The 13,887-nt window shown below is 42.5% G+C and carries 15 protein-coding genes; all 15 read left to right on the forward strand.

The features are described 5' to 3' along the window. The first annotated feature begins 64 nt into the window (after positions 1 to 64). The gene (locus HGJ91_RS12965) at positions 65 to 343 is read left to right on the forward strand and encodes a hypothetical protein (protein ID WP_291348236.1); all 279 of its coding nucleotides are present in this window, start codon (positions 65 to 67) and stop codon (positions 341 to 343) included. Positions 344 to 376: 33 nt separating this feature from the next. Beyond that, the gene (locus tag HGJ91_RS12970; RefSeq protein ID WP_291348237.1) at positions 377 to 808 is read left to right on the forward strand and encodes a TadE/TadG family type IV pilus assembly protein; all 432 of its coding nucleotides are present in this window, start codon (positions 377 to 379) and stop codon (positions 806 to 808) included. Beyond that, a complete protein-coding gene (locus tag HGJ91_RS12975) occupies positions 808 to 1,314 on the forward strand; it encodes a TadE family protein (RefSeq protein ID WP_291348238.1) in 507 nt (168 codons plus the stop codon). The genes HGJ91_RS12970 and HGJ91_RS12975 overlap by 1 nt, the downstream gene beginning before the upstream one ends. Before the next feature lie 3 nt (positions 1,315 to 1,317). Then, entirely contained in the window at positions 1,318 to 2,844 is a 1,527-nt protein-coding gene (locus HGJ91_RS12980; protein ID WP_291348239.1) for a pilus assembly protein TadG-related protein, read from the forward strand. A gap of 46 nt (positions 2,845 to 2,890) precedes the next feature. Next, positions 2,891 to 4,024 (forward strand): AAA family ATPase, encoded by a 1,134-nt coding sequence (locus HGJ91_RS12985; RefSeq protein ID WP_291348240.1) that lies wholly within the window; start codon positions 2,891 to 2,893, stop codon positions 4,022 to 4,024. A 14-nt stretch (positions 4,025 to 4,038) separates the two neighbouring features. After that, the gene (locus HGJ91_RS12990) at positions 4,039 to 5,376 is read left to right on the forward strand and encodes a CpaF family protein (RefSeq protein ID WP_291348241.1); all 1,338 of its coding nucleotides are present in this window, start codon (positions 4,039 to 4,041) and stop codon (positions 5,374 to 5,376) included. A gap of 18 nt (positions 5,377 to 5,394) precedes the next feature. Continuing rightward, positions 5,395 to 6,357, forward strand: a complete 963-nt coding sequence (locus tag HGJ91_RS12995; RefSeq protein ID WP_291348242.1) for a type II secretion system F family protein — start codon at positions 5,395 to 5,397, stop codon at positions 6,355 to 6,357. A 17-nt stretch (positions 6,358 to 6,374) separates the two neighbouring features. Continuing rightward, positions 6,375 to 7,361, forward strand: coding sequence for a type II secretion system F family protein (locus HGJ91_RS13000; RefSeq protein ID WP_291348243.1), 987 nt, complete (start codon positions 6,375 to 6,377; stop codon positions 7,359 to 7,361). Beyond that, a complete protein-coding gene (locus HGJ91_RS13005) occupies positions 7,361 to 8,281 on the forward strand; it encodes a tetratricopeptide repeat protein (RefSeq protein WP_291348244.1) in 921 nt (306 codons plus the stop codon). Before HGJ91_RS13000 ends, HGJ91_RS13005 begins: the two co-directional genes overlap by 1 nt. A gap of 28 nt (positions 8,282 to 8,309) precedes the next feature. Next, entirely contained in the window at positions 8,310 to 9,587 is a 1,278-nt protein-coding gene (locus HGJ91_RS13010) for a tetratricopeptide repeat protein (RefSeq protein WP_291348245.1), read from the forward strand. 30 nt (positions 9,588 to 9,617) lie between these two features. Next, a complete protein-coding gene (locus HGJ91_RS13015; RefSeq protein ID WP_291348246.1) occupies positions 9,618 to 10,010 on the forward strand; it encodes a universal stress protein in 393 nt (130 codons plus the stop codon). Between the two features lie 8 nt (positions 10,011 to 10,018). Then, positions 10,019 to 10,951, forward strand: a complete 933-nt coding sequence (locus tag HGJ91_RS13020) for a metalloregulator ArsR/SmtB family transcription factor (protein ID WP_291348247.1) — start codon at positions 10,019 to 10,021, stop codon at positions 10,949 to 10,951. Further along, positions 10,948 to 12,363, forward strand: coding sequence for a mannose-1-phosphate guanylyltransferase/mannose-6-phosphate isomerase (locus HGJ91_RS13025; protein ID WP_291348248.1), 1,416 nt, complete (start codon positions 10,948 to 10,950; stop codon positions 12,361 to 12,363). The genes HGJ91_RS13020 and HGJ91_RS13025 overlap by 4 nt, the downstream gene beginning before the upstream one ends. 73 nt (positions 12,364 to 12,436) lie before the next feature. Next, entirely contained in the window at positions 12,437 to 12,964 is a 528-nt protein-coding gene (locus HGJ91_RS13030; protein WP_291348249.1) for a YqgE/AlgH family protein, read from the forward strand. Beyond that, a partial coding sequence (locus tag HGJ91_RS13035) for a dynamin family protein (RefSeq protein WP_291348250.1) occupies positions 12,964 to 13,887 on the forward strand: 924 nt, incomplete at its 3' end. The genes HGJ91_RS13030 and HGJ91_RS13035, both read left to right, overlap by 1 nt.

The raw sequence follows: 13,887 nt of genomic DNA on the forward strand, positions 1-13,887 counted from the left end.
GGACAGTTTGGTCATTCATTTGAGGATTAACAAAGGATAACCAGATGCCATGGAGGAAAATAGTATGAAAAAAATAATGATCATTATCGGAATAGCCATTGCATTACCCGTTCTGTCCGGCTGCAACACCCTGCAGAAACAAACACTGGTGGATAAGAACTGGGGAAGATCTTATGAAACAGCCCGGTTCAGCCAGATTATCAATCCGGAAGCAGGCGATGCTGTTATTGAAGATCAGGACATGGATGGCGTTGCTGTCAAAGATAATTATGACAAGTATCAAAAAGGGTTTAAAAAAGACACCCCTGTCCAGGTGTTTAATGTAAATGTGGGTGGAAACTAGATAATAAAACAGGCTTAACAAGAGGGGATAAACATGTTTAAAAACCAGAGAGGCGGGGCTGCTGTTGAGTTTGCCATTGTTGTACCTCTCCTGGCCCTTATATTGTTTGGAACCATTGATTTTGCCCTGCTGTTTTACAACAAACAGGTGCTGACCAATGCCAGCCGGGAAGGAGCAAGATCTGCAATTGTTGCGGATAACTGGGGTTCTCAATATGTCGATGGTGTTCTAACTATTACTGACGTAACAGAATTTAAAATTATTATCGAAACTTATTGTTCAAATCGTCTGATTAGCCTTGGCGGAGCCAATGATCTGGACTCTGATCAAATCAGTGTAGATGATGATCCTGCAGATTTTATTACGGTAACAGTTCCCTATAATTATGAGCATCTTTTTAGTTCTATTACTGGAGCCGGTACAACAACAATAACAGGCAAGACCGTTATGAGGCAGGAATGGTGATGATATATCCTCATAAAAAAACAATCAATAACCAGGAAGGGGCAGCAGCGATTGAATTAGCATTTATTTTACCGCTGCTCCTGCTGTTTATATTCGGCATTATAGAGTTCAGTCTTTTTTTATACAACAAGCAGGTGATTACCAATGCGGCCCGGGAAGGCGCCAGAAGAGGCGTGATTATGAGGGCACCTACAAGGGTTGTGAGCGCTGAAAATGCTGAAATAAGGGCAAGGATTCAGGAGTTTGCCGAGTCACATCTTGTTACGTTTGGGGATGATACTTTTGATGCTTTTGATACTAATCCTGAAACTAAGAATGTAAGCATAAATCCTGATCCTATTACTGACGTTGATGATCCAGATAGAGAACTTTCATTTGAGAGTGATCTTATTGTTCGAGCAACTTATGAGTATAAGTTTTTATTTCTTTCAACTAAAATTGAGCCCATTTATTCTGGAATCGGACCTATTAATTTAACATCAACAGCAACAATGAAGATGGAGTAAATCATGAAATTAAAAATACCCATCAAATGTAAGGCCTGCTTCAATAAGATGCCGTTGAGCATATTGAGAAACCAGAAAGGTGTAACAGCCGTTTTAGTGGCCATCGTCGCCGCCATGCTGCTGGGATTTACCGCCCTTGCCATTGATGTCGGATATATGTATTCCACCCGAAATGAACTCCAGAATGTGGCAGATGCCGCGGCCCTGGCAGGCGCCGGGGAATTGGGAAGGATTTATTTGACTCTTGATTCTGGTGACCAAGGAGCCTTTGAAGTTGATGATAATGATCCTGATACCAGTGGAACCTACAGAGACCGAATCGAAGCCGCAGCACAGGATACTGCAGTTCTAAATCAGGCGGCTGGAGAGAGTATCAGTATCCATTCAGAAGAAATTTTTATTGGTATCTGGGATTGGGATGTGGCAGACCCTGCGAATGCTTTGACTATAACCAGTACGACACCGGACGCTGTAAGGGTTATTGCCAGACGTGATTCAACAATAAATAACCCTGTATCAACATTTTTTGGTAAAATCTTTAGCTTTTTTGGCGGCAGTGCAGACACTTTTCAAGTATCTGCTGTTGCTACTGCAGCATTATCAGGAGCAGCTACAGTAGATGAGGGTGTTTTAGAAGCTCCTTTTGCTATTTCTGAAAAATCTCCATGCGTAGGACCAATAACCTTTTCTCCTACAACTACAAGTTGTGCCGGGTGGCATAATTTTTTTACGGATGATGACTATGATGCAAATGCCAGTGATTTTGCAACGAGAATGATAGCTACTATTGAAGGTTTTGATGGTACTGGTAATGAGGGGAGCGACTGGTTAACAGACTATTTTGAAATTGCGGACCATAAACTACCGCCACCGGAAGTTACAGATGTAACATCGGTAGGAGAGTTATTTGATTTTTCGGGTGGAGTCAACGCGACTTTATTTGAGGGTGGATATTACCCTGTCTGGACAAGGGTCGATGAGGACCCTGATGGCGTTGTTTCTGTGCCCTCCAATCCTGAAATTTATCCCGACGGACCCCCCGAAGACACCCCAGTAGCAGATATTATTGAAGGTCAGATAAAAACCCCTGCTCCTTTTATAGCATTGTTTGATTTCTTCCGCTTCAGGGATGGTGACGGTGAGGTTGTCAACAACCCATCATCCGGTGATGCGGTTGATGATATGGTTGTGCTTTGCGCTGATTTTTCAGAGATTGACGCGGGTACTGTTCCTGGATCTTTCACTATTGAAAATGAGGTTGGGGATGATGTGGATGTGGTGCCGGCTGATACTGTATGGACAACAACCGTGCCAGTATATAAAGAAGACAATGATGAAGAAGGCTGTGTAAATCCAACAGGCGATATTGAAGTAATCGGATTTGCAAAAGTCCATATAATTTCCCCGAACCCACCACCGGACAGCACTGTAATTGTTTGTCTGGATTGTGGTTATACTATAGAACCTGGTCGCGGTGGTGGGGTAACAGCGGGTAATGTTAGAGGCAGTATCCCAAGCCTGGTAGAATAATGATAACTAAAATAATAAAAACAATTAAAATACAGAAGCAATTTAAATGAAACCATTTTTAATAAAATTAGCACTGAATAATATTATTCTTGAAGATGAATTTAAACAGGCAGTCCAGGAATTTAAAACGATTGAAATCATTGGTGAATTAGATCAGAAGAAAGCCGACCTGACGGTGTTTGAACTGGAATCAGAATCAGATCTGGATCGAATTCAATCTTATATCAAACATACGGAAGATACGGAAGTTTTTCTGCTGTCGGGTAATTCAGATCCCCAGGTTTTAATTAAAGCCATCCGCATGGGGGTGAATGAATTTTTGACCCTGCCCCTGAAGCCGGAGGGGGTGAAAGAGTCGGTCCGTCGATTTTTAGACCGCCAGAAAAAGAGAAAAAGAACGTCTGAAACGTCTGGTCAGATTATCAGTGTGGTGGGCAGCAAAGGAGGGGTCGGGACCACCACAATTGCTGTAAATCTTGCTGTTTCAATGGCCCAGGCAGGAAAAGAACTTTCTGTGGCATTACTGGATATGAATATTCTGTTTGGTGAAATACCCATGCTGCTGAATATATCTCCAAAGTATCACTGGGGGGATATTATAAAAAACATGGACCGGCTGGATGATTTTTTTCTGTCAAACATCCTTTCTGAGCATTCATCCGGTGTTCATGTGCTGCCCTCGCCCCGGTATCTGAATAATCAGCCTGTGCCGCCGCCTTCGGCAATGGATACGCTGCTTGATTTAATGACAGCCCGATATGATTATATTATTGTTGATCTGGGGCAGTCTTTAAATGAGACAGCTTTAAAAATCCTGCAGCGGTCCGAACAGATTGAAATTGTCACGATTCAAAGTCTTCCCTGTCTGTCAAATACCAACCGGCTGATTAAATCATTTGTGGATTTCGGTGACATCAATAAAGGAAAAATCAATGTTGTGTTGAACCGGTATCTTAAAAAAGGCATGGTGACACTGGCCAATGCACAGGAGGGCGTCGGCAAAACAATATCATGGATTGTTCCCAATGATTATACAACAACAATGTCTGCCATAAATTCCGGAAAACCCCTTTATCAGGTTTCCCCGAGATCACAGATCGTTGAGTGTTTTAATGACTATGTTGAAAAAAATCTGCTGCCCCATGAAAAAAAAGAGAAAAAAAAGTGGAAATGGTTTTAAAGAAGGAGTATTGAGTGGAAAACAATTTTTCAGGATCGGAAACCCGCCCTATTTTAGACAAATATCTGCCGGATGAATATTTTGAGTTTAAATCCAAAATCCATGAGCGGCTGCTGGATATCATTGATCTCTCCATGATTGAATCTGTTGATCAGGAACAACTGGACAGGCAGATCAGGCATCTGACGGAAAAGATACTGCTGGAGCAGGCCAATGTGATGCCGCTTAATTTCAAGGAAAGGGAAACCATTATTTCCGAAATTGTGGATGAAGTGCTGGGTCTGGGTCCTTTAGAACCTTTTTTAAAAGACCCCACTATTTCGGATATCCTTGTCAATTCCTACAAGCAGATCTATGTTGAACGGTTTGGCAAGCTGGAACCCACAGATGTCCGGTTTAAAGATGATGAACATCTGATGAAGATCATTGATAAAATTGTATCCCTTGTCGGAAGAAGGATTGATGAATCCACTCCCATGGTGGATGCCCGGCTTTCTGACGGATCAAGGGTAAATGTTGTTATCCCGCCCATTGCCCTGGACGGCCCCATGATGTCTATCCGGCGGTTTGCAGTGATCCCGCTTGAGCTTGAGGATCTGGTTGCAAATCAAACACTGGTACCCGAGCTTCGGGATATTTTAATGGGGCTGGTAAAAGCAAAGCTGAATATATTGATTTCCGGGGGGACCGGCAGTGGTAAGACCACGTTTTTAAATGTGATGTCCCGGTTTATACCTGAAAATGAGAGAATCGTCACCATTGAAGATGCGGCCGAGCTTCAGCTAAAACAACGGCATCTGGTAAGGATGGAAACCCGGCCGGCAAACATTGAGGGAAAAGGAGAAATCCTGCAGCGGGATCTGGTTATAAACAGCCTTCGAATGCGGCCTTCCAGAATCATTATCGGCGAGGTCCGAGGCGCGGAAGCGTTTGATATGCTCCAGGCAATGAATACCGGGCATGACGGGTCTTTGACCACGATTCATGCCAACAGCCCGCGGGATGCACTGATCAGGCTTGAAACCATGATTTCCATGGCCAATTTTGATATACCCAGTGAGTTTTTAAGACGGTTTATCAGTTCCGCTATTCACATTATTGTCCAGATCGCAAGGCAGGTGGATGGAAAAAGAAAGCTTATCAGCCTGCAGGAGATCACGGGTATGGAAGGAAATGTCATTACGACCCAGGAAGTTTTTCATTTTAAGCAGACAAGAGTAGACGCTGAAGGAAATGTCCGGGGGAGATTTCAATTCAACGGCATTCGGCCCAAGTTTCTTGAAAAATTTAGAATTGCCGGGATAAGAGTGAATAACGAACAGTTTGATCCATCATTTAAGGTTGAGGTATAGCCGGAAAGGAAGAACCCTATGGATTTCATGATTATCGGCATTATGATTTTTATCGTAACCGTTGCCATTATAGAGACGGCTCTTTTTGCCTACCGTAATTTAGTGTCTACCCAGCGGGCAAAAATAAAAAAACGACTTCAGAAATATACATTTGTTGAAACAGATCTGGGCGATATTCTGAAACATAGAGAGCTCAGTACCATTCCTTTTTTTAATAAGATACTGTCATCACTGCCCGGCGTCATTAAATTCGACACCCTGGTCATGCATTCAAATACAAAATATCCTTTGGGGTTTTTTCTGCTTCTGGCCGCTGTCCTGGGGGCATGCGGTGTGCTGGCAGGCCAGTATTTTTTAAACAATATATGGCTGTCCGTTTTAATCGGTCTGGGCCTGATGGCTGTTCCCTATATATATCTGGTGAATTTAAAAAACAAACGAATTTCAAAATTTCAAAGCCAGCTGCATGAAGCACTTGACCTGATTGCAAGGGCGCTGAAAGCGGGACATTCTTTTACCAGCAGCCTGAAACTGGCCGCGGATGAATTTGCAGACCCGCTGGGGACGGAATTTGCAGAAACAATAGATGAGATTAATTTTGGCGTGGGGGTGCCTGAAGCGTTAAAAGGCCTTGCACAACGCATGGACTGCAGCGAAGCAAAATATTTTGTTATTGCTGTTATTATACAGAGAGAAACAGGGGGGAACCTTGCTGAGCTGATTGAAAGCCTTGCCCATATCATTCGGGAGCGGTTTAAATTTGAAGGAAACGTCAGGACCCTGACAGCAGAAGGCCGGCTGTCAGCCATCATTCTCTGCGCGATGCCTTTTGCAATCGGGCTGTGGCTTCAAATTTCAAACCCTGATTTTTTAAAACCGCTTTTTACTGACCCTATCGGGACGATAATGCTGGTCGGTGCTGCTGTTTTTCTGGTCATTGGAATGCTGGTCATGAGACAAATGGTTAAAATCGAAGTATAACCCCGGGGGTTCATTATATGCTGTTCTTAAACGAAAATCTTTTAATCATCATCTTTCCGGTTGCGTTTTTTCTTATTTTCCTGTTTATCTGGGGGATCATTCGGCTCGTCAATATCTGGAATGAAAAAAAGAAGCTGGTCAGGAAAATACAACAGTCGGGATATGATCAATATGAAGGCGAGTATGACGATCAGTCTGAAATACTGATAACGAAAGCAGATACCACTGGTCGAGGCTCAAAGCTGTTGTCATCTTTATTTGGTTCCGTGAGTAAACTATTCATTGGCGATACCACTAGTGACTTTGATGTTGTCACGGGAAAATTTTTAAGAGCAGGGCTGCGCCAGAAAAATATTGAAACAGCATTCTGGGGCGCTAAAATAGTTCTTCCTTTTTTATTTTTGATTGTGTTTACCATATTGAGAGCAACAGTGTATATATCGCTTACCACTTATTATACGGCAGGGATTGTCGTGCTGGGAAGTTTACTGGCTTTTTATCTGCCTGATATCTGGCTGAAACAGATTACCGACAAAAGAAAGGAAAGGCTGTTAAAAGCCCTGCCAGACTGCCTGGATCTGATGGTTGTGTGTGTAGAAGCCGGGATGGGGCTTGACAGTGCCATCAAAAGAGTAGGGGATGAGTTAAGCCTGAGCTCTCCGGATCTCAGCGGTGAGTTGAATTTGTTGAATCTTGAAATGAGAGCGGGAAAACTAAGAAAAGTCGCTTTGAATAATTTTGCCATGCGGACAGGGCTTTCAGAAACCAAAAGTCTTGCAACATTAATCATCCAGACAGACAAGTTCGGAACCAGTGTGGCTGTCGCATTAAAAGTATTTTCCGACTCTTTTCGAACCCAGAGATTTCAGCGGGCAGAAGAAAAGGCTGCCAAGCTTCCGGTGTCTATCTTAATGCCGTTACTGCTGTTTATTTTCCCGGTTCTTTTTGTTGTTATATTAGGCCCTGCCGCCATAAACATTTACCGTATGTTCATACAGATGTGATGATGTTTAAAAGAAGACATACCCTTTTGTTCATATTGGGCGTGATGTGTTTTTTTCTGGTCGGGTGCACCACGAAATATGGGGGTATCCCCCAGGTTCGATATACAGAACCCCCCGTTCCAATTCAAAAAAGCAAGGTGCCTGAGCCTGAGATTGAGATTGGGGCGGATGAATATGAAAAGCTGGGGGATGCCATGTTGTCAAACGGCAAATATTTCATGGCGTTCATGCAGTATGAAAATTCTTTAAAAAAAAATCCGGAAAATCTGCGGGTTGAATATAAAAAAGGACTTGCCCTGCTCGGGGGCGGCAGACATGATGAAGCTCAGAAAATATTTCAATTGATCCTGCAGAAAAACCCTGACTTTGCGCCTGCCCGGGAAGGACTGGCAAGGGCCAATTTTAAAAATAAATTGTATCATATTGCAAAAGTGAATTTTGAGAAAGCCATTGCCCTGGACCCCCTTTTGTGGCGATCCTATGGTTATTTAGGCAACCTGCATGATCTTGCGGGAGACTATGACCCGGCAATAAAAGAATATAAAACCGCTCTGACCCTTAAGCCGGATGCCGGGTTTATTCATAATAATCTGGGGGTGTCTTTTTATAGGTCCGGCCGGTATAAAGAGGCGGTTGATTCCTTTTACCAGGCCTTGAGATTAAAATATGACAACCATAAGGTATATAACAATCTGGGACGGGTACTGGTGAAACTGGAGCTGTATGACAAAGCATTTGAAGCCTTTAAAAAGGGCGGCCCTGAAGCGGTGGCCTATAATAATATCGGTGTGGGGTATTTAAATAATGAGAAGTTTGATACAGCAGCAGAATACTTTACAAAAGCAATTGAACTCAGCCCCCGGTTTTATGTGCTGGCAAATGAAAATCTTAAAAAATGCAGATTAAAGCAAAAACAATAAAGAATAATTAATCATAAAGGAGAAAAAGATGATCATTAAAAATCAAATATCAAAAGGATTAATGGGATGTTTGTTTGTTTTTTTCTGTCTTTTTATTTTCTCAGGCTGTGCTACCATGAAAAACTGGTTTTCTTTTCTAACAGATTCAGACACTGTAAAAACAGCAGAACAATTAGATGGAAAAGAGTTAAAAGACTTCATGGCCGATGTAAAGCCGACCAAAGGCAATGCAGACAGTCAGTACAGGCTTGCAAGACATTTTCAGAAACAGAATCGTCATGAAATTGCAGTGGAAGAATTTTTAAAAGCTTTGAAAATAGATCCCACTTTTTACAATGCCTATAATGCCCTTGGGGTTTCCTATGACAACTTAAAACAGCACGATTCTGCAATAGATGCCTATCGCGCGGCGCTGAAGATAAATCCAAACCTGGATTATGTGTATAATAATATCGGATATTCACATTTGTTGAAAGGCGATTTAGAGGCGGCAGCCACTGCTTTTGAAACGGCCGTTGCAATGAATGCCCATCATAAAATTTATCAGAACAACCTGGCGCTGGTCCAGGCAAAATCAGGGGAAAACATTTCTCTGGCTGCTGTTTCGCATAAGGTAGAAAAACAGGCGTTAAATCCCACGGCTGGCAAAGATCAGATTACCCGGAAAATGTTGACAAAAATCATTGACAGGGTGATAGGGAAGAAAAAGATTGAAGACAATTATTATGCCGTACAGCTGGGTGTTTATTATGATATGAATAAAGCGGTTCAGACGTTGGAAAAAGCCCAAAAAAGAGGGTATGACAGCCCTTATATGACAAAAATAGAAAAGGACAAACCTTATTACCGGGTGCGGTTTGGAAAATATCAAACCAGGGCAGAGGCTGAGGTATTGGCATCCACTATTCTGGATAAAGGTGGGAGGCCGGCATTAACCATTGTTGAAACGTATCCTGTAGACGTCTTTCAATCAGAACCGGTACAATCTATCGCTTTACATAAAAGTGTGAACATTGAAGTGTTGAATGGTAATGGCATTTACCGGATGGCCAGAAGGGTTGGTAATTATTTTAAGCAAAAAGGACTTCGTGTTGTTACCCCTTCAAATGCCAGGCATTTTAATTATCAGGCCACAAGAATTTATTATGCCCCGGGATATTATGAAGATGCACTGGAATTGAGCCGGAAGATTCCCGGGTTTGAAATTGCAGGAAAATTTATTGAATCAAAAAAGTTGAAAACAAATATCCGTGTATTGATTGGTAAAGATATTGTTCCCTTTGATAAAGAATTAAGGAAAATTTGAATTAAAGAAAATTTGAACGAGGTGTCAGCAGTGAAAATTCTGGTAGGATATAAAGGAACTGATGTGGGTAAGGAGTTGATGGATGTTGCAGTTAAACAGGCTAAAGCGTTTAAAGCTGAAATTCTGATTGTAACGTCTCTGGTCGGTGGTGAGAACTCAGAAGCACAGGAAGTTGCTGATGCTGAAAAGAATCTTGAACAGGCAAAGGCATATTTTGATGATTCCGGCATTAAAAGTCAAACCCATTTGCTGGTTCGCGGTTTTGAAGCAGGGGAAGATATTGTAAAGTTTGCTAAAGAAAAGAAGGTTGACGAAATTATTATAGGGGTTCGAAGCCGTTCAAAAGTGGGAAAGCTGATTTTCGGATCCACGGCACAAATTGTTATCCTTGATGCCCACTGTCCTGTTCTGACAGTAAAATAAACTGTGAGATGGAACTGATTAAATGTTTCAAAGCGCTTTCTGATAAGACCCGTCTTCGGCTATTATATGTATTGCAGCACTATGAGCTGAATGTCAATGAAATTGTCCTGGTTGTGGACATGATACAGTCGGGTGTTTCAAGGCATTTAAAAATTCTTATGGAATCCGGACTCTTAACCTCCCGAAGAGACGGAAGCTTTATCTACTATTCTGCCGTTAAAAATGATGCCGTAAAGACAGTTCTTTCTCTGGTTGATCAAAGTCTTGAAAAAGAAGAGATTGCCGGGAAGGATCTTGCAACCTCCCGGGAAATGATCAAAATCCGCCAAAACAGAACAAAACGATTTTTTAAAACCGTTGCCCCCCAGTGGGATCGATTAAAAAAAGAAGTATTAGGTGATTTTGATCTGAATTCCATGATGAAAGAAAAAATATCTTTTTATGGAAATATTTCAGATCTGGGCTGCGGCACAGGAGAATTGATTGACGTATTATCCGAAGAAACATCCCATAAGCTTATCGGCATTGACTATTCGCCTGAGATGCTGGAGCAGGCAAGGTTAAGACTGTCTGGAACCGGCAACGCAGAGTTAAGGCTGGGTGAGCTTGAACATCTTCCCATGAAAAATCAGGAGATTGATACAGCCATAATGAATATGGTGTTACATCATATTTCACAGCCTGAACTGCCGATTGCTGAAGTTTACAGGGTGCTCAAGCCGGAAGGTCTGTTTATCCTGTCTGATTTTGAAAAACATGACAAAGAAGAAATAAAAGAGATTATTGGCGGATCTTGGCTTGGATTTGAAAAAGAAAAAATAAAGACCTGGCTGATAGAGGCCGGGTTTCATCTTACGTTGGTTGATTCTTATCCTGTCAATCACGACTTAATCATTAATGTATTCACGGCCCAAAAGCCCTTAATACAGGAGAAATTATGATGGTTCCGGTAATTCTTGCAGGCGGGTCAGGCACAAGACTCTGGCCGCTATCAAGACAGCTTTATCCCAAACAGCTGATTGATATTTATAATGAACATACCCTGCTGCAAAATACAATATTAAGACTGGAAGGGATTGAAATGGGGCCACCCATTGTTGTCTGCAACGAAGAACATAGGTTTATGACGGCTGAACAATTAAGAAAGATTAAGGTTGACCCCCATGCGATTATTCTGGAACCTGTGGGGAGAAATACAGCACCTGCCATTGCCCTTGCCACATTAAAGGCAATGGAAAACAAAAAAGACCCCATACTTCTGGTGCTGCCGGCGGATCATGTGATTGAAAAGATTATTGATTTTCATGCCGCTATACAGGCGGGTCTTGAATATGCCCGAAAAGACAGGCTGGTAACCTTCGGGATTATTCCAAGGTCTCCTGAAACCGGATATGGGTATATCAAAAAGGGTGAATTGCTGGAAAAAGATACAGGTGCTTCTAAAATAGAGAGCTTTGTTGAAAAACCAGATTTTCCTGCGGCCCAAAAATTATTTGAATCCGGGTCCTATTGCTGGAATTCAGGTATCTTCATGTTCAGAGCGTCTGCGATTATAAAGGAGCTTGAGACCCATGCACCGGAGATTGCGGCACCGTGTAAAGAAGTGATCGCCGCAGGAAAACAAGATCTTGATTTTTTCAGGCTGAGTCTTGAAGGGTTTGAAAATATTCCTTCTGACTCCATTGATTATGCAGTAATGGAAAAAACATCAAACGGCATCATGATTCCCTTTGATGCCGGGTGGAATGACCTGGGATCATTTGATGCCCTGTGGCAGACGGGTCAAAAGGATGAAAACCTGAATGTCATAAAGGGAGATGTTCTGATCCATGATGTTAAAGACTCCTATCTTCATTCTGACAGCAGACTGGTTGCTGCTGTGGGCGTTGAGAAATTTGTTATCGTGGAAACAAAGGATGCGGTTCTGGTGTCTCCAAGAGACCGGGTTCAGGATGTTAAAAAAATTGTCAAACAGTTAAGGGATCAAAACAGGGATGAATCCGTTACCCATCGCAAGGTTTACAGGCCCTGGGGCAGTTATGAAACCATAGATGCTGAACCCCGGTTCCAGGTGAAAAGAATAACCGTAAAACCCGGGGCAAAGCTTTCGCTGCAAAAGCATTTCCACCGCGCAGAACACTGGACAGTGGTTTCAGGTTCAGCCGTCATTACCAGGGGAGACAAAGAGATGCTGCTCAAAGAAGATGAATCTACCTATATCCCGCTGGGAATGATGCACAGGCTGGAAAATCCCGGCCAGATTCCTCTGGAGCTGATAGAAGTCCAGTCCGGTTCATACCTGGGCGAGGATGATATTGTCAGGTTTGATGACGTTTACGGGAGAAAAAAATGACAAAAAGTATTGCAAATTAGACAAAAATATTTAAAACTATTCTTTCGATAAATAAGAATTACGGAGCGGGTTTATGACAGATGACATCTCTCAAAACATGAAAGGACAATTCCTGCTGGCCATACCCGGACTTCCCGATCCCAATTTTGCCCAGACCGTGACCTGTATGTGCGAACACAATGAATCAGGCGCTCTTGGCTTTATTGTGAATAAAGTGCACCCGCTGTTAACCGGAAGAGAATTGTTTGATGATTTGAGTATCAAATGTGACAAGAGTGTTGATGCGCTTGAGATTTACCTTGGCGGTCCGGTCCAGCCCAGCGGGGTGTTTGTCCTTCACGGCCCGCCCTTTGTCTGGAAAGACAGCCTGAAGGTTGCAGACTGGCTGGCCTTGAGTAATTCAAGAGATATTCTCGAGGCGATTGCGCTTCAAAAAGGTCCTCAATCCTTTATGGTCGTTCTTGGATGTGCGGGATGGGGATCGTTTCAGCTGGATAATGAATTGAGTGATTCAGCCTGGCTGACCTGTCCCATCTCTGAAGAAATTCTTTTCTTGACCGATACTGAATTGAAATATGAAAAAGCGATGATGACGATATAGTGGTTTCTCCAATAAATTCCATTGAAAAAATAATTGATGATACCTTAACGCTTCTTCAACGATTTGAAGAAGTCCCGCAAATGAATGACAGCGCATTTAATGAGTATCAGACAATCTGCCGCAGGATGCCGCACCATATCCGTTCCGGGCGCCTGAAAATAGCGGTTGTCGGGGTCATAAAGTCGGGCAAAAGTACGTTTGTCAACTCTCTGGTCGGAAAGGAACTGGTGAAGAGAGGGGCAGGGGTTATCACTTCGATTACCACAAGAATTCGAAAAGGGAAAAAAAATCAGGCCGATCTTTATTTTAAATCATGGGGGGACATTAATGCTCAATTACAAAAAGCCCTGTTGTTGTTTCCTGATGACGATCCCGGTTACAGCCCCGGTGATATTGATATCCGGCGTAAAAAAGACAGGGAATATTTAAAAAAAGCATACCGGACGCTGACCTGTGATTTTCCCGTCACAAAAGACGGTATCAGACCTGAAACTCTTTTGATAAGGCATGCACTTCAAGGATTTGATACCTGTAAGGACCTGGTTCAGGCCGATGAAACCCGGATTTGTTTTGAATCAAAAGAGTTTGATCGGCACAAGGCCTATACGTCTGATCCGAATATTGCTTTTTATATCAGGGATATCTGCCTTAATGTCTTCGGGAAGACAATTGATCCCAATATTGAAATTGCCGATTGCCAGGGAGCGGATTCAACCGATCCTGCTTCGCTGGCTCAAGTTTTAACCTATCTTGAATCGTCAAACCTGATCGTCTATTGCATCAGCTCTCGAACCGGGTTAAGGCAGTCAGATATTGTATTTTTAAAACAGATTAAAAATTTAGGCCTGCTGGATAATATTATTTTTATTAATAATTGTGATTTAACTGAACATGAGAATCTTGATGATCTGATTAAAATAGAA

This window comes from Desulfobacula sp. (assembly GCF_014237455.1).
GTDB lineage: Bacteria > Desulfobacterota > Desulfobacteria > Desulfobacterales > Desulfobacteraceae > Desulfobacula.